The following is a 26,356-nucleotide window of genomic DNA, read 5'->3' on the forward strand; positions in this document are numbered from 1 at the left end:
CCCGTCGTCCACGCGCCCACGCCCAGCGACGAACCCCTCGGCGTCCCCGCGCTGCTCATCGCCTCCTTCCCCCTCGACACCACCCGCCGCCACGCCGCCCCCGGCCCGCTCACCGACTTCCTCGTGCAGCGCGCGGCGGACGCCTACGCCGAGCTCCTCGCCGACTGGCGTCCGGTGAGCGAGGGCGTCATCGGTCTGGTGCCCGGCCCGCTCGGCAAGGGCGAGCTGGACGGCGCCCTGCGCCAGGCCGTGCTGGAGCGGCTGCCGCGGACCTCCTTCCTGCCGCCTGCCGCGGAGGCCCACGAGTTCCCGCGCGAGCACGAGCACGAGCCCGAGCTGCCCGAGTCGCTCCGGCCCCGTGACGCGGAGATCGTCGAGGGCGCCGGTGCCGACACCGTGCGCGTGCTGGCCGAGGTGCTGCCCACGCTGCTGCCCGCCGGGCTCGAACGGCGCGTGGAGCTGCGGACGTTGGGCGTCGCGCGCGTGCCGCTCACCGACGCGATCGACCGTCTCGCCGGGCTGGAGAAGGCGCCCGGCTGGTGGCGGCGGCTGTACGACAGCCTCGCCGGGGTCGACCCGGACCGGCTGTCCGGGCTGCCGGTGCCGTTGGCCGACGGGCGCACCACCATCGGGCCGCGGCAGGTGCTGCTCCCGACCTCCGACGGCGCCCCCGTCGACCCCGAGATCCTCACCCGGCTCGGCCTCAAGGTCGCCCACCCGGACGCCGCGCACCCGCTCCTGGAGAAGCTCGGCGCCCTCCCGGCCACGCCCCGCGCGGTCCTCACCACGCCCCAGGTGCGGGCCGCCGTCGCCGCCTCCCTGGACGACGACGGTGGTGTCAGCTGGGAGGAGGACGCGCCGGACGCCGAGGAGCTGGCCGACACCGTGCTCGCGCTGGTACGGGATGCCGGCCTGGATCCCGGTGACGAGCCGTGGCTCGGTGCGCTCGCGCTGCCCGACGAGGAGGGTGAGCTGGCGCCGGCCGGTGAGCTGGTCCTGCCAGGCAGCGCGTTCGCCCAGGTCATGCGCGAGGACGAACTCGCCACCGTCGACGCCGAGCTGGCCGACAAGTGGGGCGAGCAGCCGCTGGCCGCCTGCGGTGTCCTCGCCAACTTCGCCCTGGTCCGGGCCACGGACGTCGTTCTCGACCCGGATGAACTGGAGCCCCGTGAAGGGGACTTCGCCGAGCCCGACGACGCCGGTCTGCTGGACGCCGTCGACGTCTGGTGCGAGGACATCCTCGACCGCTTCCCGGACACCCCCGTACCGCCGGTCGCCACCGAGCTCATCGCCGTACGCGATCTGGACCTCGTGGACGAGGACAAGTGGCCGCAGGCTCTCGCCCTGCTCGCCCAGCCGCCCCTGCGGGACGCGCTGACCCAGCAGGTGCGGATCCTGCTGCCCGACGGCACGCACGAGGTCGTACGGCCGTACACGGCCTGGTGGCTGCGGGGCAACCCGGTGCTGGACGGCCGCCGCCCGGCCGGGCTCCTCGCCTCCGGCGGCGACCCGCTGCTGCACGGCCTGTACGACGAGGCCGACGCCACCGGCTTCGACGACGAGCAGGTGCTGCGGGCCCTCGGTGTGCGCACCTCCGTCGCCGCGCTGCTCGACGAGCCGGGCGGCGCCGCCGAGCTGCTGGACCGCCTCGCCGACCCCGACCGCCCCGTCACCGCTGCCCAACTGCACGCCCTGTACGGCTTCCTGGCCGACCTGGACCCCGAGCAGGTGACCCTGCCGGACGAGCTGCGGGCCGTCATCGACGGACGGGTCGAGGTGGTGGACGCGGCCGACGCGGTGGTCGTCGACTCGCCCGACCTGCTCCCCTTCACCGAGGGCGTGCCCCTGCTCCCGGTACGGCCGGCCCGTGCCGCGGAACTGGCCGAACTGTTCCAGGTGCGGCGGCTGAGCGAGTCCGTCACCGGGGAGGTGACCAGCGAGGGCACCGAGCACGACGTACCGGAGTCGGTGCGGGTGCTGCTGGGGGCGCGGACTCCGGAGTCGTACGTCGAGCACGAGGAGCTCGTCGTGGACGGCGTCGAGATCGACTGGCGGCTGACCGACGACGGCGTGCTGCACGCGGCGACCCTGGAGGGCGTCGCCGCCGGGCTCGCCTGGGCGGCGGGGCAGTGGCCACGGCGGTTCGAGGTGGCGGCGCTGCTGGAGGACCCGTCGCGGACGGCGGAGCTGGCGCGGGACCGCTGGTTCGACTGACGATCCCGTGAACCGTCAGTCCGCCTCGGGCTCCAGGAAGTAGTCGTACGTCTCCAGGTCGAGCGTGATCCCGGTCAGCTGCCGGACACGCTCGGCGTGCTCGCGCGTCAGCGGATACACGTCGGCCAGCTGTTCCGGCTCCATCCCCAGGAGTTCGCCGAAGGCTTCCGCGCCGACCGCGGTGACATCCGTGATCGAGTCGGGCCGTTCCTCGTCCTTGCGATAGCGGACGAGTGGGAGTCGGAGTCCCATGACTTCACCTACCTGAACAGCGATCTTGAAATTTCCCGCACAAATTTCTCACGAGACGTACAACCATTCGCATGCGCCACGAATCTGATCACGTGGGTCAACAGACCCGCTGACCACTTGGGTCCCGTTTCGCCCCACGAGCCGCCGGGTGCGGCAGGCGGCGACGGACCCCCTCCACGTGGGGAACACACACATGCGCATGCGTGCCACCCTCGGCGTCGTCACCGGCGCCCTGGCCCTTTCCGCTCTTGCCGTGCCGGCCGCGCAGGCCGACGAGGTCGAGGGCGACACGACGATCTCGAACGTCGTGGTGAACGGTGGCAAGGCGGCCGTCGTCGGCGCGACCGCGAAGAAGACCATCACCGTGTCCTTCACCGTCAAGGACAACTCGGGCGTCTCCTGGGCCCAGGCGATCCTGTACCGCGGTGCGAGCATCGAGGACCCCGACTCCGGCGCCGTCGCCAACAGCAGCGACGGCCGCGCCAGCTGCACGCGGGTCAACGCCACGACGTCGAACTGCAAGTCCACCTACGACCTCCGCCCCGGCTACAACCTGGTCAACAGCGTGGCCGGCGGCTGGAAGGTCTGGGCGGTCGCGGTGGGCAAGGACGCCGACTACGTCCAGAAGAACAACATCAAGAGCTTCAACGTGCAGCGCCTGTCCAAGCTCACGGTCAACGCCTCCCCGGAGCCCGTGAAGAAGGGCAAGACCATCACGGTCACCGGCAAGCTGACCCGCGCCAACTGGGACCGCGGCACGTACAACGGCTACTCCACCCAGCCGGTGAAGCTCCAGTTCCGCAAGAAGAACAGCAGCACCTACACCACGGTCAAGACCATCAAGACGTCCTCGACGGGCGACCTGAAGACCACGGTCAAGGCCACCCAGGACGGCTACTTCCGCTACTCCTTCGCGGGCACCTCGACCACCCCGGCGGTCAACGCCGCGGGTGACTTCGTCGACGTGAAGTAGTCGCCGCAGCCGCAGCCGCAGGAAAGAGACAGAGCGCGCGTCACGAACTCCCTGCCACACAAGGGAGTTCGTGACGAAGCTCACGAAGATTCCGCACGCGCCGCACAACCGGCAACGCCGGGCGCCTATCTGATCACATGGACCAACAGGTCCCACGATCACCCGGGCCCCGATGTGACCGGCAGTGCAGGGAACGACGACCAGCGGGGCCCCCTTTCCGTACCAGGGGAACGCATGCGCATCAGAGCCACCGTGGCCGCCGTCTCCGGCGCCCTGGCCCTCTCCGCCCTCGCCGTGCCGGCCGCCCAGGCCGACGACACCGCCGCCTCCTACCGCGCGGACGTCGCCAAGGTCCGCCAGGCCGCGCTCGCCGCGTCCGACCGGGCCCCGGCCGCGGAGGACAAGCCGTACGCCCTGAACGTCTCCTTCTCCAACTTCAAGATCGCCAAGGCGGTCAAGGTCGGCACGACCAACCACGTCGCCACCACGGTGACGTACACGCTGACCCACGGCGCCGACGTCAAGATCAACGCCGCCGACTTCGTCACCGACCCCCTCATCTACCGGGGTTCCGCCACCGCGCCGGACAACATGCTCTACGGCAACAAGCCGGCCAAGTGCACCGCGACCTCGGCGACCACCGCCAACTGCAAGGGCACCATCGACGTCTACCCGGGCTCCCACGAGCTGATCAACACCGACGCCGGGACCTGGCGGGCCGCCGCCGAGGCCACCGCCTTCAACGGCCAGGACCCCGACGCGGAGGTCTTCGACATCACCAAGGTCGGCTACAAGGGCCAGAGCGGCCTCGGCACCACGCTGATGCAGCGCTTCTCCAAGCTGACCGTCAACGCCTCCCCGGAGCCGGTGAAGAAGGGCAAGACCATCACCGTCACCGGCAAGCTCTCCCGCGCCAACTGGGAACGCGGCACGTACAACGGCTATGTCCAGCAGCCGGTGAAGCTCCAGTTCCGTAAGAAGAACAGCAACACCTACACCACCGTCAAGACCATCAAGACCAACGCCACGGGCGACCTCAAGACCACGGTCAAGGCCACCCAGGACGGCTACTTCCGCTACACCTTCGCGGGCACGACGACGACCCCGGCGGCCACGGCGGCGGGCGACTTCGTGGACGTCCAGTAGAGCAACGCCCTTTTAGGGGCGCGAGGCTGTATCGATATGCGGCTCCGCCGCGTGGGCGCGACCAGCCACAGCGGACCGGCAGAGACCCACGGCGCTCACCGGCCAAAGCCCAGCGCAGCGGCTACGCGGGAACGCGGCGGTCGACCCATCTCCACATGAGCTCAAGGGCGACCGCCGCCACCCCCGCTATCCCCACCGCGACCCATGGCATCGTCACCCCGACGAGCCGCAGCGCGAAGAACTCCTGCAGCCACGGCACCACCAGCACCAGCAGGAACCCGAACCCCATCGCGGCCACCAGGGCGATCCGCCACCAGGTGTACGGGCGGGCGATGATGGCCAGCACCCACATCGAGATCAGGAACAGCGTCAGCGTGGCGACGCTGGTCTCCGCGTCCAGCGCGCCCTCGCCCGTGTAGTAGTGCCGGGCGATCAGATACGTCACGAACGTCGCCACGGCCGCCACGAGACCGCCCGGGATCGCGTACCGCATGACCCGCCGTACGAAGTGCGGTTTCGCGCGCTCCTTGTTGGGGGCGAGGGCCAGGAAGAAGGCCGGGACGCCGATGGTGAGGGTGGAGAGCAGGGTCAGATGGCGCGGCAGGAAGGGGTACTCCACCTGCCAGAACACCACCATCAGCGCCAGCAGCACCGAGTAGACCGTCTTGACGAGGAACAGGGTCGCGACCCGCGTGATGTTGCCGATCACCCGCCGCCCCTCCGCGACCACCGACGGCAGCGTCGCGAAGCTGTTGTTGAGCAGCACGATCTGCGCGACCGCGCGGGTCGCCTCCGAGCCCGAGCCCATCGCCACGCCGATGTCGGCGTCCTTGAGGGCGAGGACGTCGTTCACACCGTCGCCGGTCATGGCCACGGTGTGCCCGTGGGACTGGAGGGCGCCGACCATGTCCCGCTTCTGCTGCGGGGTGACCCGCCCGAACACCGTGCCGTCGTCGAGGGCCGTCGCCATCCCGTCCCGGTCCTGCGGGATCCGGCGCGCGTCGACCGTCGTACCGGTCAGCCCGAGCTTGGTCGCGACCGCGCCCACCGACACCGCGTTGTCCCCGGAGATCACCTTGGCGCGGACGTTCTGCTCGGCGAAGTAGCGCAGGGTGTCGGCGGCGTCGGGCCGCAGCCGTTGTTCCAGTACGACGAGGGCGGCGGGCTTGGCGTCCCGTGCCACGTCGGGATCGTCGAGGTCGCGGCCGGCGCGGGCGAGCAGCAGGACGCGCAGTCCCTGTTCGTTCAGCCGATCGGTTTCGGCCAGGGCCGGGTCCTCGTCGGGCAGCAGCACGTCGGGGGCGCCCAGCAGCCAGGTGCCGACCTCGCCGTCGCCCTCGCTGAAGGTGGCGCCGCTGTACTTGCGGGCGGAGGAGAAGGGCAGGGACTCGGTGCAGCGCCAGTCCTCGGCATCGGGGTAGGCGTCGATGATGGCCTTCAGGGAGGCGTTCGGGCGGGGGTCGGACTCGCCCAGGGCGCCGAGCACCTTGCGTACGTAGTCCTCGTCGCTGCCGTTCAGGGGTCGCAGCTCGGTGACGTCCATGCCGCCCTCGGTGAGCGTGCCGGTCTTGTCGAGGCAGACGGTGTCGACGCGGGCGAGGCCCTCGATGGCGGGGAGTTCCTGCACCAGGCACTGCTGGCGGCCGAGTCGGATGACGCCGATGGCGAAGGCGACGGAGGTGAGGAGCACTAGGCCCTCGGGGACCATGGGCACGATGCCGCCGACGGTCCGGGCGATCGAGTCGTCGAGCTCGTTGTCCTTGGCGACCAGCTGGGTGATGATCAGGCCCGTCGCGGCCGGGATCATCATCCACGTCACGTACTTGAGGATCGTGGAGATGCCGGAGCGCAGCTCGGAGTGGACGAGGGTGAAGCGGGAGGCCTCCTCGGCGAGCTGGGCGGCGTAGGCCTCGCGGCCGACCTTGGTGGCCTGGAAGGCGCCGCCGCCCGCGACGACGAAACTGCCGGAGAGGACCTGGTCGCCGGGCCGTTTGACGACCGGATCGGCCTCCCCGGTGAGCAGCGACTCGTCGATCTCCAGCCCGTCGGCCTCGACGCACACGCCGTCCACGACGGCCTTGTCCCCCGGCCCGATCTCTATCAGGTCGTCCAGCACGATCTCGGACGTACTGACCTCGGCGGCGACCCCGTCCCGCCGCACCGTGGGCCGGGCCTCGCCGATCACCGCGAGCGAGTCGAGGGTCTTCTTCGCCCGCCACTCCTGGATGATCCCGATACCGGTGTTGGCGAGGATCACGAACCCGAACAGGCTGTCCTGGATCGGCGCGACGAACAGCATGATCACCCAGAGCACACCGATGATCGCGTTGAACCGGGTGAACACGTTGGCGCGGACGATGTCCGCCATCGACCGGCTGCTGCGCACCGGCACGTCGTTGACCCGCCCTTGCGCGACCCGCTCGGCCACCTCGGCGGCGGTCAGCCCGCCCGTCGCCACCGGGGCGGCGGGGTGCACGGGGTTGTCCACTTCGGTGCCCGCGTCGGCATGCGTCATGCATTCGACGGTACGTGCGGATTTACGGCTTCACCCGCCGAGTGCACGGAAGTTCCGACCTGGGGAGGACGGGCGTCGTACCGGGGTTGTACGGAGGCCCTAGTCGGTGGACGGTGCCGGTGACTGCTCGGTTTCCGGCTTCGCCGCCGAGTCCGAGTCCGAGTCCGAGTCCGAGTCCGTCTCCGCCGCTGCCCTCTTGAGCGCGGCGTCGCGTCGGCGGACGTACCAGATGCCGATGATTCCCAGCCCGCCGCCGGCCAGACAGGTCCACACCCACCAGGTGAGGTCGCGGTCGTCGAACCAGCCGTAGAAGGGGAGCTGGACGACGAAGAGGACGAACCACAGGATCGTGCCGCCGGTGATGGTGGCGACCACGGGGCCCTCCAGGGGCTCCGGCGCCTCGTGCTTGGGGGTCCACTTCGCCATGGGGGACAGCTTACGAGGCGATCGGATCCAGGTACGAAGCGATCGGATCCACGCGGATCTACGCGCGGAGATCGTCGTTCTCGGCTCTATATGTTCATACTGAAACGGTTTATGCCTGACCACTTCTCTTCGTAGGAACAGCCAAAAGCATGCCCGCATACGGCGCACTCGACCGCTACTTCAAGATCTCGGAGCGGGGCAGCAGCCTGCCCCGGGAAATCCGCGGCGGTTTCGCCACCTTCTTCGCGATGGCCTACATCATCGTGCTGAACCCGATCATCCTCGGCAGCGCGAAGGACATGTACGGCCATCAGCTGGACAACGGACAGCTGGTGACGGCGACGGCCGTGACAGCGGCGTTCACCACGCTCCTCATGGGCGTCATCGGCAACGTGCCGATCGCGCTCGCCGCCGGACTCGGTGTGAACTCGGTCGTCGCGCTCCAGCTGGCGCCCCGGATGTCGTGGCCGGACGCCATGGGCATGGTGGTTCTGGCCGGCTTCGTGGTCATGCTGCTCGTCGCCACCGGGCTGCGCGAGCGGGTCATGAACGCCGTGCCCTACAGCCTGCGCAAGGCCATCTCCATCGGTATCGGCCTGTTCATCATGCTGATCGGCCTCGTCGACTCCGGCTTCGTCTCCCGCATCCCGGACGTCGCCCAGACGACCGTGCCCCTCCAGCTCGGCGGCGACGGTCACCTCAACGGCTGGCCGGTGCTGGTCTTCGTCCTCGGCGGGCTGCTCACCCTCGCGCTCATCGTCCGCAAGGTCTCCGGCGCGATCCTGATCTCGATCGTCGCCATGACCGTGCTCGCGGTGATCATCGAGGCCGTCGCGAACGTGCCGTCCTGGGGCCTGACGACCCCGAAGTGGCCCGGCAACCCCGTCGCCAGTCCCGACTTCGGTCTGCTCGGCCAGGTCAGCCTCTTCGGCGGCTTCGACAAGGTCGGCGCGCTGACCGGCACCCTCTTCGTCTTCACCGTCCTGCTGTCCTGCTTCTTCGACGCCATGGGCACGATCATGGGCGTCAGTGACGAGGCCAAGCTGACCGACGCCCAGGGGCAGATGCCGGGCATCAACAAGGTGCTGTTCGTGGACGGCCTCGCCGTGGCCACGGGCGGCGCCAGCTCCTCCTCGGCCACCACCGCCTTCGTGGAGTCCACGGCCGGCGTCGGCGAGGGCGCACGTACCGGGTTCGCGAACGTCGTCACCGGCGCGCTGTTCGGTGTGGCGCTGTTCCTGACGCCGGTCGCCACGATGGTCCCGTCCCAGGCGGCGACCCCGGCGCTGCTCGCGGTCGGCTTCCTGATCATGGCGAACTCCGTCAAGGAGATCGACTGGGCCGACTACACGGTCGCGATCCCGGCCTTCGTGACGATGCTGATGATGCCGTTCACCTACTCGATCACCAACGGCATCGGCATGGGCTTCATCACCTTCGCGGTGCTGCGCCTGGCCGCCGGGCGCGGGCGTGAGGTGCCGGTGGCGATGTACGTCGTGGCGGCGGTGTTCGGCTTCTACTACCTGATGCCGGCGCTGGGGCTGACGTAGCGCCCCACCGGCTCAGGTGCGGCCGTAGAACTTCTCGGTCTCCTCGACCGCGGACTGGAACCGCTCGTCGAAGTCATCGCGGATGAGCGTCCGGACAACATAGTCCTGGACGCTCATTCCTCTTTTCGCCGCATGCTCCTTGAGTCGTTCGAGCAGCTCGTGGTCTATCCGCAGGCTGAGCACGCTGGTCCCCATGGACACGAGGGTCGCGGTACCCGCAGGTCCGGCGTGTCACGTTCCGCCACCGGATCACCCGGACGAGTGACAACATTCCCAGTGGTCTTTAGTCAGGGTAATGAGTTACTCTAAAGAACATGTCGGACCTTACCCATGGCGACGACGTTGCCGCCGTGAACTCCCTGCGCTCCGCCGTGATGCGACTGTCGCGTCGGCTCAAGCACCAGCGGGTCGACGAGTCGCTGAGCCCCACCGAGATGTCGGTGCTGGGCACCCTCTCCCTGTGCGGCAAGGCCACCCCCGGTGAGCTCGCCCGCAAGGAACACGTCCAGCCGCCGTCGATGACCCGCATCGTCGCCCTGCTGGAGTCCAAGGGGCTGGTCCGGCTGGAGCCGCATCCCGAGGACCGGCGCCAGAAGGTCGTCACGAAGACGGAGCAGGCCGAGGCGATGCTCGAGGAGAGCCGCCGCAAGCGCAACGCCTTCCTGGCCACCCTGGTCGAGGGCCTGGACGAGGACGAGTGGGCCAAACTGCGCGCCGCCGCCCCCGTGCTGGAGAAGCTCGCACATCTGTAAGCAGTCACCACAAGGAGGCGAACACTCTTGAGTTCGGGACCCGGAGCAGCTTCCGCACCCGCACCGACCACCCCTACCACCGCCGGCCCCCGCAAGTCCTCGATGTTCAGCTCGCTGAAGGTCAGGAACTACCGCCTCTTCTTCCTCGGCCAGGTCGTCTCCAACACCGGCACCTGGATGCAGCGCATCGCCCAGGACTGGCTGGTGCTCAGCCTCACCGGCTCCGCCACCGCCGTCGGCATCACCACGGCCCTGCAGTTCCTGCCGATGCTGCTCTTCGGCCTCTACGGCGGCGTCCTCGTCGACCGGCTGCCCAAGCGCCGCACCCTGCTGTTCACCCAGTCCTCGATGGCCCTCACCGGCATCGCGCTGGCCGTCCTCACCCTCACCGGTCATGTCGAGGTCTGGCACGTCTACCTGGCCGCCTTCGCGGTCGGCCTCGCCACGGTCGTCGACAACCCGGCCCGCCAGTCCTTCGTCAGCGAGATGGTCGGCCCGGACCAGCTCCAGAACGCGGTCAGTCTGAACTCCGCGAACTTCCAGTCGGCCCGGCTCATCGGCCCCGCCGTGGCCGGCCTGTTGATCACCGGCGTCGGCACGGGCTGGGCGTTCCTCGCCAACGGCCTGTCCTTTGTCGCGCCCGTCACCGGGCTGCTGCTGATGCGGTCGCGTGAGCTGTACGCCGTCCAGCGGGCGCCGCGCGGCAAGGGGCAGCTGCGGGAGGGCCTGCGCTATGTCGCCGGGCGCCCGGAGCTGATCTGGACGATCGTGCTGGCCGGGTTCGTCAGCACCTTCGGCTTCAACTTCCCCGTCTACCTCTCCGCCTTCGCCGACGACGTCTTCCACGCCGGCGCCGGCTCCTACAGCCTCTTCAACACCCTGATGGCGGTCGGCTCCCTGGCGGGCGCCCTGCTCGCGGCCCGGCGCGGTACGGCCCGGATGCGGGTGCTGGTCGTGGGCGCGGTGGCCTTCGGCACGATGGAGATCGTCGCCGCCTTCGCCCCCTCGCTGTGGCTGTTCGCCCTGCTCATGGCCCCGATCGGCATGTTCGGCATGACGGTGAACGTCACCGCCAACAGCAGCATCCAGATGTCCACCGACCCGAGCATGCGGGGCCGTGTGATGGCCCTGTACATGATGATCTTCATGGGCGGCGCCCCGCTGGGCGCGCCGATCGCGGGCTGGATCACGGACGCGTACGGCGTCCGGGCGGGCCTGGCGGTGGGCGGCGCGATCACGGCCGCCGCCGCCGTGACCATCGCCCTGGTGCTGGCCCGCGTCGGCGGACTGCGGCTGTCGGTGGGCTGGAACCAAGGGCATCCGCACGCCCGGTTCGTGCCCCGGGAGCGGCGGGAGGAGGAGCTGGCGACGGTGGCGTAGGAAGGCGCGTGAGGGGGTGGTGGCTAGACCCTGCGTGCCAGCACCTGCCCCGGCCAGTCGTCCTTCCCCCGGTAGGTCTCCGTACGGACGAAGCCGTTGCTCTCGTAGTAGCGGACCAGCTTGCCGTCGGCGCCCGCGTAGCAGTCCACGCGGAGCAGGGAGACCCCTGCTCGGCGGGTCTCCTCGGCCGCGTGGTCGAGGAGGGCGCTGCCCGCGCCGTGGCCCTTGAAGCGGCGGTCGGAGGCGAGCCAGTGGATGTAGCGCTCGGGCTCGCCGGGCGGCGGGAGGTGGGCGAGGGAGGCGCCGGGGGAGTCGGTCAGGGTGAGGGTGGCGGCGGGGACGCCGCCGATCTCGGCGATGAAGACGCTGCCCTCGGCCATGTGGCGGGTCACCGACTCCACCGTCCCGGGGTTCTCCGACAGCGGCTTCGTCCCCCACTGTCCCGTCCGCCCCTGCCCGACCAGCCACTCCACACAGCTGTCGAGCATGCCGAGTATCGCGGGGATGTCGTCGCGTCCGCCGTCCCTGATGGTGATCTCCATCCCGACATGGTGCCAGGCTGGATGCCATGAGACTCTTCGCCGCCGTACTGCCGCCCGACGACGTGGCCGATGAACTGGCCGCCGAGGTGGCCCAGTTGAAGACGCTGCCCGGCGCGGACGGGCTGCGCTGGACCGGCCGGCCCGGCTGGCACTTCACCCTCGCCTTCTACGGCGAGGTCGACGACGACCTTGTCCCGGATCTGTCGGCGCGGCTGGAGCGGGCCGCGCATCGCACCGACTCCTTCCCGCTCGCCCTGCGCGGAGGCGGCCAGTTCGGGCACGGCAGGGCGCTGTGGACTGGGGCGGAGGGGGACCTGGCGACGCTGCGGCTGCTGGCGGACCGCAGTGAGGCCGCGGGGCGCAAGGCCGGAGTGGAGATGGGGGAGCACCGGCGGTACAAGGCCCACCTCACGGTGGCGCGGAGCCGGTCGGCGGTGGACGTACGGCCGTATGTCCAGACTCTCGGGGAGTTCACCGGCCGGACCTGGACCGTGGGCGAGCTGACGCTGGTGCGCAGCAACCTGCCGAAGTCCGGGGTGGCGGGCGAGCAGCCCCGCTACGAGGCGGTCGCCCGCTGGCCGCTGGAGGGCGCCGGTTAGGCTCGGTCCCGTGGACCCGAAAACCCGGAACCGGATCATGGCCGGTGCGCTCGTGCTGATGTTCGTCCTGGTCGCGGTGGCGGCGGCGCTCGGACAGTAGGCCCCCGTCGGCCCCTGCCCTCACCCACCCCGGTTCAGGCGAGCTCGATCAGCCCCAGCCGGACGGCCTCGCTGACCGTCGCCGCCCGGTTCTCCGTGCCGAGCTTGCGGTAGATCCGTACGAGGTGGGTCTTGACCGTCGCCTCGGCCAGGAACAGCGCGCTCGCGATGGCCCGGTTGCTGTGCCCCTCGGCGAGCAGCCGTACGACCTCGGTCTCCCGCTCGCTGAGCACCGGCCCGGGGCGCTCGACCGCGTGTCCGACGACCCCGGCGGCGGCCTCCGGCGCCAGGGCCATGCCCCCGGCCGCAGCGGCGCGCACCGCGCGGAACAGTTCCTCGGGAGGGCCCGCCTTGAGGACATACCCGAGGGCGCCGGCCTCGACGGCCCGCAGGACGTCGGCGGTGCGGCCGTAGCTGGTGAGCATCACGACCCGTACGCCCGTGGTGCCCGCCAGGATCCGGCGGGTGGCCACGATGCCGTCGACTCCGTCGGGGGACCGGCCCGAGTCGGTGAGCCGGAGGTCCATGAGAACGACGTCGGGCCGCAGCCGCGCCGCCAGGCCGACGGCGTCGCTCCCGTCGCCGGTCTCACCGACGACCTCGAAGCCGGGTTCGCCTTCGAGCAGGGCGCGCAGGCCGGCTCGTACGACGGTGTGGTCGTCCACGATCATGATGCGCAGTGGCGCGGAGTCGGTGCCGGTCATCGAGGGCCGACCAGTGCCGGCCGGAGGTCCATGAGGGCGACGTCGGGCCGCGGACGCGCTGCCAGGGCGACGACCTCGAAAGCGGGTTCGCCTTCGAGCAGGGCGCGCAGGCCAGCTCGTACGACGGTGTGGTCGTCCACGATCATGATGCGCAGTGGTGGGGCGTCGGTGCTGGTCATCGGGTGCCGACCAGTACGCGGTCCGATACGCGGTCCGAGGTCGGCAGCGCCGCTCGGACGCGGGTGCCGTGGCCGGGGGCGGAGTCGATGGTGAGGGTGCCGCCGAGGGCCTCCAGCCGGTCGCGTACCCCGGTGAGTCCGAAGCCGCGGCCCGGGCACGTCGACGGGGCGGCGGACCGTACGACGGTCGGGTCGAAGCCCACTCCGTCGTCGCGGACCTCGACGGCCGCCGTCGCCTCGTCGCCGTGCCGGAGCGTGACGTGCACGTGCGTGGCCCGCGCGTGTTCGCAGGCGTTGGCGAGGAGGTTCTGGGTGACCCGCAGCAGGGCCACCGCCTGCTCCAGGGGAGGGTCGACGGGCGGGTTCTCGGCGCTGAAGGAGATCCTGGGCGCCCCGGCGGCGGCACCCGCACGGGCGGTCAGCTCGTGCAGGGCCGCCTCCAGGCCGTCCCGGGCGAGGACGGGCGGGGTGAGGTCGTCGATGATGCCGCGGGTCTGGGCGAGATGCTCGCCGAGCGCGTCGGTGACCGCCCGCAGCTGCCGCCGGGCCGCGTCCGGACGGCGGTCCCAGTCCCGCTCGGCCGCCTGGAGGAGCATGCGGCTGCCCGCGAGTTCCTGGGCGAGCGTGTCGTGCAGGTCCCGTGCGATGCGGGCCCGTTCGGCGAGCCGCCCGGCCTCCCGCTGCCGGCGCGCCAACTCACCCCGGGTCTCGGCCAGTTCGCGGGCCAGCCGCTGCTGGGTGCGGTAGAGGACGGCCGTCGCCAGAACGGCGGCGAGCGGCGGCGCCAGCACATCGGGGTCGGGGCCGCCGCCGACCCGGACGAGCACGGCCACCAGCAGCGCCGTGACGACGCCGAGCGCCACACCCCGCACCGCGCGAGTGGGCATCCGCAGGGCCAGCACGGCGAACGGGACGGCCAGCCAGGCGTACCCGAAGGCGAGCGGGGCCGGGACGGCCCAGGCGATCCAGGTCCACAGCAGCAGAAGCAGACCGAGCCACACCGGCCGGCCGCGGCTGCCCAGCCGCTCCCACCGGGCCGCTCCGGCGGCGTACAGCAGGGCCAGCGCGGCGGTGGGCGGCGCGACGGACCAGCACAGTTCGTCGTTCAGCTGGACGAGCCGTACGAGGGTGCCGGCGACGGCGACGAGGAACACCAGGTGCGGGAGGTGCTCCATCGGCATACGGGGCCGGCGTACGGCGGGAAGGGTGGCGGGCACGACGGTGGCTCCCTGGACGGCCGACGGGGATTCGGCGATGCCGTCCGGAGTGTAGAGCGATGCCCGTGTGACTGGGGTAAAGCGCTTCCCGTGTGACCGGGAAGCGGTGTCACCGCCCTGGGTGCAGTCCGAGCCACCCCGGTGACGGGTCGCCCTTCACCTCGCCGAAGTACAGCGCGAAGGTCTGCTTCAGCCGCTCGATCGCGGCCCGGTCCTCCATGAAGCGCGGGAAGCCGTCGACATGGGCGTTCGGGAACTTCCACACCGGTTCGAGGCCGGCGGCCGGGGTGACGTCCGTGCGTACCGACCAGCCGTTGAAGCTGGCCTTCTGGCGCTCCTCGGACAGCATCCAGCTCAGGTACAGCTTGGCCGCCGCCGGATGCGCCGCCTGCTTCAGGATCGCGGCCCGCTGGCCCCACGCCATGAAGGGGTGGTCCCCCTCCGGCACAACGAACTTCATCGGGCCGGACGTGGCGACCGGGTTGCCCGCGGTGCCGACCCCGATGGTCTTCGTGCCGCCGCCCACCGCCTCGCCCGGCGTGTTCGTGCCCCGGCCGAACCGCGGCTGCTGCGCGGCGAACTTCGCGACCCAGTCCCAGCCGTACTTCTGCTGGTAGAGGTGGTAGAGGTACAGCACCGCGTCGTCGTCGTGCGGGTAGGCGGAGGCGATGGCGCCCTTCCAGCGCGGGTCGACCAGGTCCAGCGCGTTCCTCGGGGCGTCGGCGTCGGCCGCCTTGACGTCGTAGAGGAAGCTGAAGCCGATGACCATCAGAGCCGTCCACGCGCCGTCGGGGTCCTTGAACCCCTTGTGGACCTTGGAGAACCCGGCGGGCTTGTAGGGCAGGAGCCGGCCCTCGCGCTTCCAGCGGGTGAAGTCCTGCAGCGTCTGGAGCTGGACGACGTCGGGGACCAGGGTGTCGGTCGCGAGCTGGTTGTCGACCCGGACGTCGTGGTACTTGCTGTAGTCCACCACGGCGGTGAGCTGGACCTTCGGGAAGCGGGCGGCCCACGCGGCCCGGGTCCCGGCCGCCTGGCCGTCGACGTCCCCGCCCTGGTAGAGGACCAGCTTGCCGCCCTCGGCGACGGCGGCCGCGTACAGCTCGTCGAGCGAGCGGGTCTCCTCGCGGACGCGGCGGCCCGACGAGGAGGCGTTGGCGGAGAGGCCGTTCGCGGACAGGGCGGTGGCCGGCACTCCGGTCGCCGAGACCGCGGCGGCACCGCCGAGCGCGACACCGGCCCCCGTGGCGAGCAGCCGGCGCCTGCTGAAGTCCCTGGACATGGGGGTCCTCCAAACTTGTGCGCCGCCACGTCCGTTACGCGGCGGCGCGGCAAGTCTGCCGACGGCAGGCGTCGCTCCGCGTCGTCCACCCGCTGTCTTCCTGTTCAACCGTTCGATGGAACGGCGTCCCGGGAAGCGGGCGTCACCAGGCGAAGGCCTCCGGGGACGGTCCCGGGCCCGGGAAGATCTCGTCCAGCCCCGCCAGCAGCTCCTCGCCGAGCTCCAACTCGGCTGCTCGCAGGGCGGATTCGAGCTGCTCCGCCGTGCGCGGGCCGACGATCGGGCCGGTCACGCCGGGACGGGTGAGCAGCCAGGCCAGGGCGGCCTCGCCGGGCTCCAGACCGTGCTTGTCGAGCAGGTCCTCGTACGCCTGGATCTGCGTGCGGACGGCCGGGTCCGCGAGGGAGTCGGCGGCCCGTCCGGAGGCGCGGCGGCCGCCCTCCGCCTGCTTCTTGAGGACCCCGCCCAGCAGTCCGCCGTGCAGCGGCGACCACGGGATGACACCGAGGCCGTACTCCTGCGCGGCTGGGATGACCTCCATCTCGGCGCGGCGCTCGGCGAGGTTGTAGAGGCACTGCTCGCTGACCAGGCCGATGGTGCCGCCGCGCCGGGCGGCGATCTCGTTCGCCTGGGCGATCTTGTACCCGGGGAAGTTGCTGGACCCCACGTACAGGATCTTGCCCTGCTGGACCAGCACGTCGACGGCCTGCCAGATCTCCTCGAAGGGAGTGGCGCGGTCGATGTGGTGGAACTGGTAGACGTCGATGTAGTCGGTCTTCAGCCGCTTGAGCGAGGCGTCGACGGCCCGCCGGATGTTCACGGCCGACAGCTTGTCGTGGTTGGGCCACGCCGCGCCGTCCGCGCCCATGTTGCCGTAGACCTTGGTGGCGAGGACGACCTTGTCGCGCCGCTCGCCGCCCTTCGCGAACCAGTTGCCGATGATGCTTTCGGTACGGCCCTTGTTCTCGCCCCAGCCGTAGACGTTCGCCGTGTCGAAGAAGTTGATGCCCGCGTCCAGCGCCGCGTCCATGATCGCGTGGCTGTCGGCCTCGTCGGTCTGCGGACCGAAGTTCATGGTGCCGAGGACGAGTCGGCTGACCTTGAGTCCCGTGCGTCCGAGCTGCGTGTACTTCATGGTCCGCACGCTAGTCGCGTGGAGTGCGCTCTAGGCAAGGCGCTCTGGGCAAGTCGCTCTGAGTCAGGAGCTTGACACTAACTTGGGGTTAGTGCTCTCCTTTGGGAAGTTAGATCTTGAAGTTTCAATCTCCATCGACCATCTCCGGTTCCCTCTCCCCTTGTCTTCCAGAGGAGTGCACATCGTGACCCCCACCACGCCTGCCCGGAGGGCACTCGTCGCCGTCCTGGCCTCCGCCACCCTGCTCGGCGCCGCCGCCGTGCCCGCCGTCGCGGCACCGCCGGCCGCCTCCGCCACCCACGCCGGGCACGGCTCCGCCGCCCGCCTCGACCATCAGAAGGCCGTCGCCGTCCGTGTCCTCAAGGGCGTGTTCGAGCAGGGCGACACCGAGGTCGTCGACCGTCACGTTCGCCCGGACTACATCCAGCACAACCCGCTGGCCCCGGACGGCGCGGAGACGCTGAAGAACCTCGGTGTCTCGATCCACCAGCAGTTCCCGGACTTCCGGTACGACATCAAGCGGGTCGTCTCCGAGGGCGACCTCGTGCTGGTGCACTCCAATGTCGTCGCGACGCCGGGTGCCCGGGGGCAGGCCGTCTTCGACATCTTCCGCTTCCAGGGCGGGAAGATCGCCGAGCACTGGGACGTCGGCCAGGACGTGCCGGAGTCCTCGGCGAACGGCAACGACATGTTCTCGACGGAGAGTTGGCCGCGGACGCAGTGGCCGGGGCGGGGGTGGCTGACGGCGTACAACAAGAAGCTCGTGACCAAGGCCTTCGAGCAGTTGATCGTGCGGAAGGATCTGTCCGCGCTCGACCGGTACTGGGGTGCCGAGTACCACCAGCACAACCCGAACATCGCAGACGGGGTGGCGGGCGCGAGGGCGGGGCTCGGGGGGTACTTCGAGGCGTTCCCGCAGTTGAAGGTCACGCCGAAGCGGGTGATCGCCGAGGGCGATCTGGTCGCCGTGCACAGCCACTACGTGAACGCGCCGGGGGAGCGGGGGCAGGCCGTGGTGGATCTGTTCCGGGTGCGCGGCGGGAAGATCGTGGAGCACTGGGACGTACTCCAGGACGTGCCGGCCACCGCCGCGAACGACAACGGGATGTTCTAGGCCCGGAGTTGAGGAAGGCCGTCCGCGTGCTGGGGCGCCTGGACGGCCTTCGCCGCTGTCAGAGCTGGTGTGCGGCCGGGCGCAGCGTCGCGAACACGGCGCGGGCGCGGGTGTCGTCGGGCAACTGCCAGGCACCGATGACGTGGCCGGTGGCGCCGGCGGGGGTGGTGTCCGGAGCGGTGGCGTCCGGGGCGGTGGGCCGCAGGACCCGGTGGATACGGAGCGTCGTGCCGTCCGGGGTGGGCACTTCCGTGCCGCTCCGGTCGTCGGTGGCCTTCACGGGCCACTCGCCGGCAGGGAGTCCGTCGCCGGTGTAGGCGTGGGCCACCTCGTGGTCGGGGGTGTCGGTGAGGCTCTGGGCCTGGGCCTGGACGCGGCCCTCGAACAGGGCCAGCAACTGGGCGACCAGCACCGGGTCGTGGGCGCCGTCGTAGGCCCAGCGCGGGCCCAGTACGCCGTGCTCCATGGTGCCGACGAGGGCGTGCTCGGCGCCGTCGAGGGGAGCGCCTCGGTAGGTGAGCGGTACGAGGTAGTGCACCGGGTCGGGGCCGGAGGCGTCCGTGGCCACCATGAACTCGATGCCGACCGCACCCTCGGGGTCGTCCAGCCGGAAACCGCCGGCCTTGGTCAACGCCGGTTCGCCGGTGCCGGTGTACCAGGGGCGGGTGGGAAGCCAGGAGGTGAGCAGGTCGAGCTTGGTGGGCTTGAGGGTGGTGTGGTGGATGATCGCCATTCCCTCAGCCTGTCAGCGGTCGCGAGGGAACTCGTCGGTCTTGAGGACGAGGTCGACCACTGTGCCGGTCAGGTCGATGTCGGTGCCGAAGTCCACCTTCGTGGGTTCGGCGTAGTCGCCCTGCTTGGGGTCGGTGTACACGTAGCAGCGGCCCTGATAGGGGTCGGCGATGACGTACAGAGGGACCTCCGCCTCCGCGTAGGCCAGCCTCTTCGGGACGTAGTCGTTGGCGGCCGTGCCTTTCGAGATGACCTCGGCGACGAACTGGACGTCCTGGTGACGCCAGTGGCCCGTGTCGTCCTTCTTCGCCGAGTCCTTGAGCAGGGCGATGTCCGGGCAGAAGCCGTTCTCGTGGCCGGGAAAGTCGATGCGGACGTCCGTGAAGACTTTGGTCTTCCTCCCGAACCTGTCCTCGAGGGCCCATAGGAACCGGCGGATGATTTCCCAGTGCGTGTCCCGCTGCGGCGTCATATGGACGTTGCCCCCGACGATCTCGACCCTGAATCCTTCGGGGACGGGCATCCGCTCAAGGCGCTCGAACCACTCGTCCAGGCGCTTGGTGTTGGCGTCGGCGTCGGCCATCTCGATCCTGTCTTCAATGACGGTCATCGTGGCGCTCCTCCCCGGCTGCCCCACGGACAGGTGCAGCCGCGCACTACAACGATACGCACAGTGACCGAGTGACGGAGAGGAAGCTCACATGCCGACCGCGGACACCCGGCACCTCCTCCCCCTCCTGCACCGTGTTCTCGGCGACACCGTCCTCGGCATCTACCTCCACGGCTCCGCCACCCTCGGCGGCCTCCGCCCCCACAGCGACCTCGACGTCCTGGTCGTCGTACGCGAAGCCACCACGCACACCCAACGCCGGGCGATGGTCGAGGAGTTGATGAAGGTGTCCGGCGGAGCCGCCCGCCCCGTCGAGCTCATCGTCGTCGTACAGGACGACGTACGGCCCTGGCGCTACCCGCCCACCTGCGACTTCCTGTACGGCGAATGGCTGCGGGACGAGTACGAGCGCGGAGTCGTCCCGGCGCCCGAGCCGAGCCCCGACCTCGCCCCGCTGCTCACCATGGTCCTGCTCGCGGACACCCCGCTGTACGGTCCGCCGCCCGCCGACGTCCTCGCCCCCGTCCCGCACGAGGACCTGCGGCGCGCGATCGTCACCGGGGTTCCGGAGCTGGTGGGCGACCTGGACACCGACACCCGCAACGTCCTGCTCACCCTCGCCCGGATCTGGACCACCCTCGCCACGGGCGCCATCCGTTCCAAGGACGCCGCCGCCGACTGGGCCCTCCCGAGACTCCCCGCCGAACACCGGCCCGTCCTGGCGCACGCTCGTGCCGTCTACCTCGGGGAGAGGGACGAGCGCCGGGACTCCGGCCTGCTGTCCGGTGTCCGCCCCTGCGCCGACTTCCTCGTGCGGGCCATCGACCGTCAGCGTTCGGCGTAGGGCTCGCCCAGGTCCCACGCCTGGTACATCGCCTCCGCGAAGGCCTCCGCGATCTTGTGCTCACCGCTCGCGTTCGGGTGGGTGCCGTCGTAGGTGTCGAGATGGATGTCGTACGACGGGGGCGGGGACGTCAGCAGGAGCGGTGAGCGGGGCTCGTCGAGGTCCGCGAGGGCCTTCGCGAGGAGTTCGTTGAAGCGGGTGACCTCGGTGGCGAAGGCGGTCTCCGCCTCGGCCCGGACGTTCGGGATCACCGGCAGGACGACGATCCGCAGCCGGGGGTTCGCCGAGCGGGCCTCGGTCACGAAGGCCCGTACGTTCTCGGCCGTCTGCTCGGCGTTGGTGTAGAAGCCGAGGTCGATCAGGCCCAGCGACACCAGCAGCACATCCGCCCGGCAGGTCCGCACCGCCTCGCCGATCAGCGGTGCCATGTGCAGCCAGCCCTCGCCCCAGCCGGCCAGGTGTGCGCGGGGGAAGGCGGGGTCGGGGTCGGCGTACTCGTACGACGTGGGCGAGTCCGTCGCCTTGTCGTAGAGGGTCTCGCGCGGGCCGACGAGGGCGAAGGGGCCGCCGTACGTCTCACGCAGGTGCTGCCACATGCGGTAGCGCCACGTGTGTTCGCCGGCGCTGCCGATGGTCTGGGAGTCGCCGACGGGCATGAACCTGAGCATCCGCTCATGATGGACGATCGCTACCTGGCGGTAGGGGCAGGCGGGGTGTGAGGCCTGACACGCCACTGCGACGCCACTCGGACGCCTCACCGACGTGCCACCGAGGCCCCACGGAGGATCCACGGACCGTCACCCACCGCCGACCCGGACTCCGAACCGTCGGACCGGATGGCAGTCTTGGCTCATGCGCCGACCGATCGCCCTTCTCGCCGGACTCCTGCTCGCGGGCGCCTGCGCCCTGCCCGCCTCCGCCGCCGACGGGGACGGCAAGGGCAACGAGGACTTCACGATCAAGGACCCGCGCATCACCGAGTCCAGCGGCCTCGCCGCCTCGCGCCGGCACCCCGGCATCTACTGGACGCACAACGACCAGGACGAGGGCGCCTACCTGTACGCCGTCGACAGCGCCACCGGCGAGACCGTCGCCAGGATCACCATGACCGGCGTGGGCACCCCGCGCGACGTCGAGGCGATCTCCATCGGGCCGGACAACGAGATCTGGGTCGGCGACATCGGCGACAACGACGGCGTTCAGTGGCCGTACGTCTGGATCTACCGCCTCCCCGAGCCCAGGACGCTGAAGGACCAGACGATCAAGGCCACGCAGTACGTCGTGAAGTACTCCGACGGCACCCGCGACGCCGAGTCGCTCGCCGTGCACCCGAAGACCGGGCGCGTCTACATCATCGACAAGCAGGAGGACGGCGGCCACCTGTACGAGGGCCCGGCCGAGCTCTCCGCCTCCGGCACGAACGTCTTCAAGCCCACCGTCCCCGTCGACATGTGGGCCACCGACGCCGCCTTCTCCCCGGACGGCAGGACACTCGCCGTACGCGGCTACTTCGGCGGCGTCGCCTACGACTGGAACGGCGGCAAGCTCAAGCGCCTCGAACGCATCAGCGTCCCCCTCGGCCAGGGCGAGTCCGCCAGCTACTCACCCGACGGCACCAAGCTGATGCTCGGCAGCGAGGGCGTCGGCAGCGAGGTGGTCGCGGAACCGGCACCGGGGGATGCCGGGTCCTCCGACTCGTCGTCGGGCAGCGGCAGTTCGGCTTCTTCGGACGACGGGGACAGCGGTCCCGACGGCAACCTCAAGGTCGGCGCCTTCGCTCTGATCGCGGCGTGTGTCGCCCTGTTCGGGATGCGGCGACTGCTGCGCCGGAAGTGATGGCTGGGACGGTCCTCGGCCCAAGGCCCCTACGAGGCAGGGGCGTTGTCGCGCGGCGCTGTCAGTGCCCGTTGATAGCGTGCTTCGTCCAGTCGTGGAGTTCATGAAGGGACGGGGTACGTGCGAGATGTGACATGCCATCAGGTCGGGGAGCGACGGTTGGCCGAGGCGCTCGACGACGTCAAGGGGCGGGCGTACGCGCGGTGGCACTCGCTGCGGTACGGCAGCATCTCGCCGAAGTTGATCCGGGCCATGGCGGACGAACTGCTCGACCATGTCGCCGCGCGAGCGGTGACGGAGCCGGGGCTCGACGCCGCGGCCGGCAAGGTCGCCGTCACCGCGGCGGAGTGTGTGCACGGAGTGCTGAGCATCATGTGCTTCCCGGACGGGGACCAGGAACTCCGGTTCTCCCTCATCGGGGAGCGGATCAGCACGGACCCGAACGACGACGAGTTCGGGGACGGGCCCATCACCTTCCGGGACGTCGTCCAGGAGGCGCCCACCGCGCGGACCTGGCTCGACATGTTCGAGATGTGTGTCGTCAGCGGACATGTGTGGGACTGGGAGCGGATCACCGGGCTGCAGCTGCGCGACCACTACGCGCCCGCCATCCGTGACGGCGTGCCCTACAACCGGTACACCTCCGTCTCCGACCCCGCCGACCTCGCCGCCATGGACGCCCTGTGCCCCTATCTCACCGAGGCGGCCGGGCATCTGCCCCGCGACTGGCCCACGGTTGCGCTGCGCAAGCCGGACGCCGGGGAGCGCGCGGAGGCCGCCCGGCGGCTCGACGAGGTCGGCGACGCGCTGAGCGCGGACCAGCGGCTGCTGCGCGTACTCCTCGACGACGACCAGCACGCCTTCGAGGACGCCCTCGTCGCCCGGCTGGTCGCGTACCGGGAGAGCGTCGAGGCCGATGCCGGTGATCTTGCGCCCCGGTCCCTCCTCCCCCTCGGCACCCTCGCCCTGGCCTGCCTCGCCGTCCAGGTCCACGGGTGGGAACTCGGTGTCAGGTCCGGCTATCTGCCGTACGGTCTGCTGGGATCGCCGGACGCGCCGCGCCGGGCGGCGGAGGGGAACCGGAACAACTTGGGCCACTGGGTCGCCAAGTAGGCCACCTCGGGTGGGTCGCCAAGTGGGCCACCCGGGGTGCGGAAGGGGGGCCTGGCCCGACATCCGCCTAGGGCTGTTCCTCCGCCGCGCGCCGTGCGACGAAGACCTCCAGGCCGTCCAGGATCCGCTGCAGTCCGAACTCGAAGTGGTCGAAGTCCGGGCCCCAGGTGTTCTCGTCGAGGGACGCGAGGAGCGGATAGCGGCCGGAGGCCATGATCTTCTCCAGCATCGGTGTCTGCGCCTGCCAGAACTCCGTGTCGGTCAGGCCCGTCCGGCGCTCCGCCTCCTGCGCGTACAGCTGGGTGCGCGCGGCCCCGACGACGTAGCCGTCGATCATGATGATCGCCGAGACCAGTTCGGGGTCGGTCAGGCCCATCGGCTTGATGCGGTCGAGGACCTTCTCCATGCCGTCGAGGGCGCTCGGGCCGAGGATGGGGCGGGACTGGTTGACCTGGAGCAGCCAGGGGTGGCGGCGGTAGAGGTCGAGGGTCGCGCGGCCCAGGGCCTCCAGCGCCGAACGCCAGCTGCCGTCGCCGAGATCGGCCGGGTTCTCGGAGGGGCGCTGGACGCGGTCCAGCATGAGGTCGAGCAGCTCGCCCTTGCCGGGGACGTAGCGGTACAGCGACATCGTGCCGGTGCCCAGCTCCGCGGCGACCCGCCGCATGGACACCGACTCCAGCCCCTCCGCGTCCGCGACCCGGACGGCCGCTTCCACGATCTGGTCCAGCGTCAGGGCCGGCTTGGGGCCGCGACTGGGCCGTCGGCCCGTCTCCCACAGGAGCTCGAGGGTGCGGACGATATCGCCGCTGCCACTGGTCTCCGTACCGCCGGTACCGCCCTTGCCGCTCGTCATGCACTTCAGCTTAAGTCCTTTCGAAAAAACTGGGTACGGTGTACGCGCAATCGGGTACGGTGTACTCAGTTAAGGAAAGGGGGACCCCCATGGGTGAGGGAAGCGTCGGGAACGACGGACACCGCGGCGGCTACGGCGACGGTTACGCGGTGCGGGCCGAGGGCCTGGAGAAGCGCTACGGCGAGAAGCGCGCCCTGGACGGCTTCGACCTGGCCGTCCGCGAGGGCACCGTGCACGGCCTGCTCGGTCCGAACGGCGCCGGCAAGACCACCGCCGTACGCATCCTGTCCACGCTGATCAAGCTGGACGGCGGCCGGGCGACCGTGGCCGGCCTGGACGTGGCCCGCGACCCGCGCGAGGTGCGGGCGCGGATCGGACTCACCGGACAGTACGCGGCCGTGGACGAGGTGCTGACCGGCCGGCAGAACCTGGAGATGTTCGGCCGGCTCTTCCACCTCGGCGGCAGGCGGGCCAAGCTGCGCGCCACCGAGCTGCTGGAGCAGTTCGACCTGACCGACGCCGCCGACAAGGGCGTGGGCAAGTACAGCGGCGGTATGCGGCGCCGTCTCGACCTCGCCGCCTCCATGATCCTGGCCCCGGCCGTCCTCTTCCTCGACGAGCCGACGACGGGACTCGACCCCCGTAGCCGGGGCGAAGTCTGGGAGTCGGTGCGGGCGTTGGTGGCGAGCGGCACGACGGTACTGCTGACCACGCAGTATCTGGAGGAGGCCGACAAGCTGGCCTCGCAGATCACCGTCATCGACCAGGGGCGGGCCATCGCCGACGACACCCCGGACGGGCTGAAGAACCTCGTCGGCGGCGACCGTATCGAGGTCGTGGTCGCCGAGCGGTCCGACATCCCGCGCGTGGTGAAGGTGATCGCCCGGGTCTCGGACGGCGAGCCCGAGGCCGACGAGGAGGAGCTGCGCGTGCACGCCCCGGTCACCGACCGGGTGTCCGCGCTGACCGAGGTGGCACGGACGCTCCAGGACGACGGCGTGCAGGTCGAGGACATCGGGCTGCGCAGGCCGAGCCTCGACGACGTGTTCCTGCGCCTGACCGGACACCGCACCGAGCCCGCGGGCGACGGCAGGTCAGGCGGCGGCAAGTCCGGCGACGGCAAGTCCGCCGCGTCCGCCAAATCCGCCTCGTCCGCCGAGTCCGCCGAGAAGGAGGCCGTCGTATGACCGCCGTAGACCTGACCGTCCCGGCCACGCGCGGCCGCCTGTACTGGGCGCTCGCCGACGTCTGGAACATCGTCCGCCGGGGCATCACCCACTACCAGCGCCAACCGGTCAACATCGCCTGGCAGTTGGGCTTCCCGATCCTGTCCGTCCTCCTCTACGGCTATGTCTTCGGCAGCGCCATGAAGGTGCCCGGCGGCGGGGACTACAAGGACTTCCTGATGCCGGGCATGTTCGTGATGACGATGGCCTTCGGCTTCATCAACACCGCGACCCTCGTCGTCTACGACTCGACGAAGGGCGTCATCGACCGCTTCCGCTCCATGCCGATGGCGTCGTCCGCGGTGGTCGCCGGGCGCGGGATCACCGATCTGCTCGCCGCCTGCGCCGAGTTGGCGATCATGATGCTGACGGCCTTCGCGATGGGCTGGCGCCCGGACGGCGGCCTCGGCTTCCTCGGCGCCTTCGGTCTGCTGCTGTGGCTGCGGTTCGCGCTGATCTGGATCGGGGTGTGGCTGGGCCTGCTGGTGCCCAACCCGGAGGCCGCAGGCGGCCTGTTCGCCGTCGCCTTCCCGCTCACGATGATCTCCAGCATCTTCGTCGCGCCCCAGCTGATGCCCGACTGGCTGGGCTGGGTGGCGGCCTGGAACCCGATCTCCTCCACGGCCGCGGCCAGCCGCGAGCTGTTCGGGGTGCCGGGCGAGGCGGTGGCCGGGGACTCCTGGGTCGAGCAGCACGCGCTGCTGATGGCGGGCGTGTGGCCGGTGGTGCTGACGGTGATCTTCCTGCCGCTGGCGGTGCGCCGGTTCCAGAAGCTGAGCCGGTAGAGCGCGGGTGAGCCGGTAGTGGACGGGTGAATGCCGCGCACCTCCTTGACGTGCTCATGGTGCGTCAGTTTCCTGGGAGGTGCGCGGTGTATGGGAGCGCTCCCATCAGTTCCGGGGCCGCGCCACCCCGAGAGGAACAAGGGACATGTTCCGCAGCTTGCGAAGAGCGTTGTGCGTGGCGGTGGCGGCGCTGCTGCTGCCGCTGGGGGCCGGGGCGGGGGCCGGGGGCCGCTCCGCGGAAGGCGCGTGGGCGCTGGGGGGCGGGGGGGGCGTGGGCGGGG

27 protein-coding genes are annotated in these 26,356 nt (G+C 70.6%); 13 read left to right on the forward strand and 14 right to left on the reverse strand.

Annotated elements, in window-relative coordinates; translation table 11 throughout:
• Positions 1-2,214, forward strand: a 2,214-nt coding sequence (locus tag L0P92_RS24650; RefSeq protein WP_234765129.1) for a molecular chaperone Hsp90, incomplete at its 5' end; no start/stop codon positions are given.
• Positions 2,215-2,229: 15 nt separating this feature from the next.
• Here the strand turns inward: L0P92_RS24650 and L0P92_RS24655 are convergent.
• Positions 2,230-2,466: a DUF7683 domain-containing protein gene (locus L0P92_RS24655; protein ID WP_234765131.1), complete on the reverse strand. Its 237-nt coding sequence runs from the start codon at positions 2,464-2,466 to the stop codon at positions 2,230-2,232.
• Positions 2,467-2,659: 193 nt separating this feature from the next.
• Here L0P92_RS24655 and L0P92_RS24660 point away from each other — a divergent pair, with 193 nt between their 5' ends.
• Together L0P92_RS24660 and L0P92_RS24665 are read left to right on the forward strand one after the other, a co-directional pair.
• Positions 2,660-3,439, forward strand: coding sequence for a calcium-binding protein (locus L0P92_RS24660; RefSeq protein WP_234765133.1), 780 nt, complete (start codon positions 2,660-2,662; stop codon positions 3,437-3,439).
• Positions 3,440-3,673: 234 nt separating this feature from the next.
• Positions 3,674-4,585, forward strand: a complete 912-nt coding sequence (locus tag L0P92_RS24665; protein ID WP_234765134.1) for a hypothetical protein — start codon at positions 3,674-3,676, stop codon at positions 4,583-4,585.
• Between the two features lie 121 nt (positions 4,586-4,706).
• Here L0P92_RS24665 and L0P92_RS24670 read toward each other — a convergent pair whose 3' ends face one another.
• Positions 4,707-7,100 carry a cation-translocating P-type ATPase gene (locus L0P92_RS24670; RefSeq protein ID WP_234765135.1) on the reverse strand — a complete coding sequence of 798 codons (2,394 nt, stop codon included), beginning with the start codon at positions 7,098-7,100 and terminating at the stop codon, positions 4,707-4,709.
• 99 nt (positions 7,101-7,199) lie between these two features.
• Positions 7,200-7,526 carry a DUF2530 domain-containing protein gene (locus tag L0P92_RS24675; RefSeq protein ID WP_234765137.1) on the reverse strand — a complete coding sequence of 109 codons (327 nt, stop codon included), beginning with the start codon at positions 7,524-7,526 and terminating at the stop codon, positions 7,200-7,202.
• A 149-nt stretch (positions 7,527-7,675) separates the two neighbouring features.
• On the opposite strand from L0P92_RS24675, the gene L0P92_RS24680 reads away from it, so the two are divergent.
• Positions 7,676-9,076 (forward strand): NCS2 family permease, encoded by a 1,401-nt coding sequence (locus tag L0P92_RS24680; RefSeq protein WP_234765139.1) that lies wholly within the window; start codon positions 7,676-7,678, stop codon positions 9,074-9,076.
• Positions 9,077-9,088: 12 nt separating this feature from the next.
• Here L0P92_RS24680 and L0P92_RS24685 read toward each other — a convergent pair whose 3' ends face one another.
• Positions 9,089-9,271: a ribbon-helix-helix protein, CopG family gene (locus L0P92_RS24685; RefSeq protein WP_234765141.1), complete on the reverse strand. Its 183-nt coding sequence runs from the start codon at positions 9,269-9,271 to the stop codon at positions 9,089-9,091.
• 119 nt (positions 9,272-9,390) lie between these two features.
• Between L0P92_RS24685 and L0P92_RS24690 the strand changes: the two genes are divergently transcribed.
• Together L0P92_RS24690 and L0P92_RS24695 are read left to right on the forward strand one after the other, a co-directional pair.
• A complete protein-coding gene (locus L0P92_RS24690) occupies positions 9,391-9,828 on the forward strand; it encodes a MarR family winged helix-turn-helix transcriptional regulator (RefSeq protein ID WP_234765143.1) in 438 nt (145 codons plus the stop codon).
• A 27-nt stretch (positions 9,829-9,855) separates the two neighbouring features.
• Positions 9,856-11,208 (forward strand): MFS transporter, encoded by a 1,353-nt coding sequence (locus L0P92_RS24695; RefSeq protein WP_308289756.1) that lies wholly within the window; start codon positions 9,856-9,858, stop codon positions 11,206-11,208.
• A 23-nt stretch (positions 11,209-11,231) separates the two neighbouring features.
• Here the strand turns inward: L0P92_RS24695 and L0P92_RS24700 are convergent, their stop codons facing one another.
• On the reverse strand, positions 11,232-11,750 hold the full coding sequence (locus L0P92_RS24700; protein WP_234765144.1) for a GNAT family N-acetyltransferase: 519 nt from the start codon (positions 11,748-11,750) through the stop codon (positions 11,232-11,234).
• A 26-nt stretch (positions 11,751-11,776) separates the two neighbouring features.
• On the opposite strand from L0P92_RS24700, the gene thpR reads away from it, so the two are divergent.
• Entirely contained in the window at positions 11,777-12,349 is a 573-nt protein-coding gene (thpR, locus tag L0P92_RS24705) for an RNA 2',3'-cyclic phosphodiesterase (RefSeq protein ID WP_234765150.1), read from the forward strand.
• 134 nt (positions 12,350-12,483) lie between these two features.
• On the opposite strand, the gene L0P92_RS24710 is transcribed toward thpR, so the two are convergent.
• The 5 genes from L0P92_RS24710 to L0P92_RS24730 all read right to left on the reverse strand — a co-directional run bounded on the left by L0P92_RS24710 (position 12,484) and on the right by L0P92_RS24730 (position 16,962).
• The gene (locus tag L0P92_RS24710; RefSeq protein ID WP_234765152.1) at positions 12,484-13,152 is read right to left on the reverse strand and encodes a response regulator transcription factor; all 669 of its coding nucleotides are present in this window, start codon (positions 13,150-13,152) and stop codon (positions 12,484-12,486) included.
• Positions 13,149-13,331: a response regulator transcription factor gene (locus L0P92_RS24715; RefSeq protein WP_372497322.1), complete on the reverse strand. Its 183-nt coding sequence runs from the start codon at positions 13,329-13,331 to the stop codon at positions 13,149-13,151. Before L0P92_RS24715 ends, L0P92_RS24710 begins: the two co-directional genes overlap by 4 nt.
• Positions 13,328-14,548: a sensor histidine kinase gene (locus L0P92_RS24720; protein ID WP_234765154.1), complete on the reverse strand. Its 1,221-nt coding sequence runs from the start codon at positions 14,546-14,548 to the stop codon at positions 13,328-13,330. Before L0P92_RS24720 ends, L0P92_RS24715 begins: the two co-directional genes overlap by 4 nt.
• Positions 14,549-14,657: 109 nt before the next feature.
• Positions 14,658-15,827: an ABC transporter substrate-binding protein gene (locus L0P92_RS24725; protein WP_234765156.1), complete on the reverse strand. Its 1,170-nt coding sequence runs from the start codon at positions 15,825-15,827 to the stop codon at positions 14,658-14,660.
• Positions 15,828-15,969: 142 nt separating this feature from the next.
• Complete coding sequence (locus L0P92_RS24730) at positions 15,970-16,962, reverse strand: aldo/keto reductase (protein WP_234765158.1); 993 nt, start codon at positions 16,960-16,962, stop codon at positions 15,970-15,972.
• A gap of 184 nt (positions 16,963-17,146) precedes the next feature.
• Between L0P92_RS24730 and L0P92_RS24735 the strand changes: the two genes are divergently transcribed.
• Positions 17,147-18,076: a nuclear transport factor 2 family protein gene (locus L0P92_RS24735; RefSeq protein ID WP_234765159.1), complete on the forward strand. Its 930-nt coding sequence runs from the start codon at positions 17,147-17,149 to the stop codon at positions 18,074-18,076.
• A gap of 58 nt (positions 18,077-18,134) precedes the next feature.
• Here L0P92_RS24735 and L0P92_RS24740 read toward each other — a convergent pair whose 3' ends face one another.
• Positions 18,135-18,809 carry a maltokinase N-terminal cap-like domain-containing protein gene (locus L0P92_RS24740; protein ID WP_234765161.1) on the reverse strand — a complete coding sequence of 225 codons (675 nt, stop codon included), beginning with the start codon at positions 18,807-18,809 and terminating at the stop codon, positions 18,135-18,137.
• 12 nt (positions 18,810-18,821) lie between these two features.
• Positions 18,822-19,418: a Uma2 family endonuclease gene (locus L0P92_RS24745; protein WP_234765163.1), complete on the reverse strand. Its 597-nt coding sequence runs from the start codon at positions 19,416-19,418 to the stop codon at positions 18,822-18,824.
• 91 nt (positions 19,419-19,509) lie between these two features.
• Between L0P92_RS24745 and L0P92_RS24750 the strand changes: the two genes are divergently transcribed.
• Positions 19,510-20,262, forward strand: coding sequence for an aminoglycoside adenylyltransferase family protein (locus L0P92_RS24750; protein ID WP_234765164.1), 753 nt, complete (start codon positions 19,510-19,512; stop codon positions 20,260-20,262).
• Here the strand turns inward: L0P92_RS24750 and L0P92_RS24755 are convergent.
• Positions 20,247-20,930 carry an SGNH/GDSL hydrolase family protein gene (locus L0P92_RS24755; protein ID WP_234765166.1) on the reverse strand — a complete coding sequence of 228 codons (684 nt, stop codon included), beginning with the start codon at positions 20,928-20,930 and terminating at the stop codon, positions 20,247-20,249. The genes L0P92_RS24750 and L0P92_RS24755 overlap by 16 nt on opposite strands.
• Positions 20,931-21,114: 184 nt before the next feature.
• Between L0P92_RS24755 and L0P92_RS24760 the strand changes: the two genes are divergently transcribed.
• Positions 21,115-22,098 carry a WD40 repeat domain-containing protein gene (locus L0P92_RS24760; RefSeq protein WP_234765167.1) on the forward strand — a complete coding sequence of 328 codons (984 nt, stop codon included), beginning with the start codon at positions 21,115-21,117 and terminating at the stop codon, positions 22,096-22,098.
• Positions 22,099-22,218: 120 nt separating this feature from the next.
• Complete coding sequence (locus L0P92_RS24765; RefSeq protein WP_234765175.1) at positions 22,219-23,211, forward strand: immunity 49 family protein; 993 nt, start codon at positions 22,219-22,221, stop codon at positions 23,209-23,211.
• Between the two features lie 67 nt (positions 23,212-23,278).
• Here L0P92_RS24765 and L0P92_RS24770 read toward each other — a convergent pair whose 3' ends face one another.
• The gene (locus L0P92_RS24770; RefSeq protein ID WP_234765177.1) at positions 23,279-24,064 is read right to left on the reverse strand and encodes a TetR/AcrR family transcriptional regulator; all 786 of its coding nucleotides are present in this window, start codon (positions 24,062-24,064) and stop codon (positions 23,279-23,281) included.
• 89 nt (positions 24,065-24,153) lie between these two features.
• Here L0P92_RS24770 and L0P92_RS24775 point away from each other — a divergent pair, with 89 nt between their 5' ends.
• Together L0P92_RS24775 and L0P92_RS24780 are read left to right on the forward strand one after the other, a co-directional pair.
• Positions 24,154-25,251 (forward strand): ATP-binding cassette domain-containing protein, encoded by a 1,098-nt coding sequence (locus L0P92_RS24775; protein WP_234765179.1) that lies wholly within the window; start codon positions 24,154-24,156, stop codon positions 25,249-25,251.
• Positions 25,248-26,075, forward strand: a complete 828-nt coding sequence (locus L0P92_RS24780; RefSeq protein ID WP_234765180.1) for an ABC transporter permease — start codon at positions 25,248-25,250, stop codon at positions 26,073-26,075. The genes L0P92_RS24775 and L0P92_RS24780 overlap by 4 nt, the downstream gene beginning before the upstream one ends.
• Positions 26,076-26,356 lie beyond the last annotated feature (281 nt).

It is taken from the genome of Streptomyces muensis, assembly GCF_021474425.1.
GTDB lineage: Bacteria > Actinomycetota > Actinomycetes > Streptomycetales > Streptomycetaceae > Streptomyces > Streptomyces muensis.

Bases quoted from the DNA above. Each gene is read 5' to 3' on its own strand.
- L0P92_RS24655 (WP_234765131.1), bottom strand. From the start codon at position 2,466: ATGGGACTCCGACTCCCACTCGTCCGCTATCGCAAGGACGAGGAACGG.
- L0P92_RS24660 (WP_234765133.1), top strand. From the start codon at position 2,660: ATGCGCATGCGTGCCACCCTCGGCGTCGTCACCGGCGCCCTGGCCCTT.
- L0P92_RS24665 (WP_234765134.1), top strand. From the start codon at position 3,674: ATGCGCATCAGAGCCACCGTGGCCGCCGTCTCCGGCGCCCTGGCCCTC.
- L0P92_RS24670 (WP_234765135.1), bottom strand. From the start codon at position 7,100: ATGACGCATGCCGACGCGGGCACCGAAGTGGACAACCCCGTGCACCCC.
- L0P92_RS24675 (WP_234765137.1), bottom strand. From the start codon at position 7,526: ATGGCGAAGTGGACCCCCAAGCACGAGGCGCCGGAGCCCCTGGAGGGC.
- L0P92_RS24680 (WP_234765139.1), top strand. From the start codon at position 7,676: ATGCCCGCATACGGCGCACTCGACCGCTACTTCAAGATCTCGGAGCGG.
- L0P92_RS24685 (WP_234765141.1), bottom strand. From the start codon at position 9,271: ATGGGGACCAGCGTGCTCAGCCTGCGGATAGACCACGAGCTGCTCGAA.
- L0P92_RS24690 (WP_234765143.1), top strand. From the start codon at position 9,391: ATGTCGGACCTTACCCATGGCGACGACGTTGCCGCCGTGAACTCCCTG.
- L0P92_RS24700 (WP_234765144.1), bottom strand. From the start codon at position 11,750: ATGGAGATCACCATCAGGGACGGCGGACGCGACGACATCCCCGCGATA.
- thpR (WP_234765150.1), top strand. From the start codon at position 11,777: ATGAGACTCTTCGCCGCCGTACTGCCGCCCGACGACGTGGCCGATGAA.
- L0P92_RS24710 (WP_234765152.1), bottom strand. From the start codon at position 13,152: ATGACCGGCACCGACTCCGCGCCACTGCGCATCATGATCGTGGACGAC.
- L0P92_RS24715 (WP_372497322.1), bottom strand. From the start codon at position 13,331: ATGACCAGCACCGACGCCCCACCACTGCGCATCATGATCGTGGACGAC.
- L0P92_RS24725 (WP_234765156.1), bottom strand. From the start codon at position 15,827: ATGTCCAGGGACTTCAGCAGGCGCCGGCTGCTCGCCACGGGGGCCGGT.
- L0P92_RS24730 (WP_234765158.1), bottom strand. From the start codon at position 16,962: ATGAAGTACACGCAGCTCGGACGCACGGGACTCAAGGTCAGCCGACTC.
- L0P92_RS24740 (WP_234765161.1), bottom strand. From the start codon at position 18,809: ATGGCGATCATCCACCACACCACCCTCAAGCCCACCAAGCTCGACCTG.
- L0P92_RS24745 (WP_234765163.1), bottom strand. From the start codon at position 19,418: ATGACCGTCATTGAAGACAGGATCGAGATGGCCGACGCCGACGCCAAC.
- L0P92_RS24750 (WP_234765164.1), top strand. From the start codon at position 19,510: ATGCCGACCGCGGACACCCGGCACCTCCTCCCCCTCCTGCACCGTGTT.
- L0P92_RS24755 (WP_234765166.1), bottom strand. From the start codon at position 20,930: ATGCTCAGGTTCATGCCCGTCGGCGACTCCCAGACCATCGGCAGCGCC.
- L0P92_RS24760 (WP_234765167.1), top strand. From the start codon at position 21,115: ATGCGCCGACCGATCGCCCTTCTCGCCGGACTCCTGCTCGCGGGCGCC.
- L0P92_RS24770 (WP_234765177.1), bottom strand. From the start codon at position 24,064: ATGACGAGCGGCAAGGGCGGTACCGGCGGTACGGAGACCAGTGGCAGC.
- L0P92_RS24775 (WP_234765179.1), top strand. From the start codon at position 24,154: ATGGGTGAGGGAAGCGTCGGGAACGACGGACACCGCGGCGGCTACGGC.
- L0P92_RS24780 (WP_234765180.1), top strand. From the start codon at position 25,248: ATGACCGCCGTAGACCTGACCGTCCCGGCCACGCGCGGCCGCCTGTAC.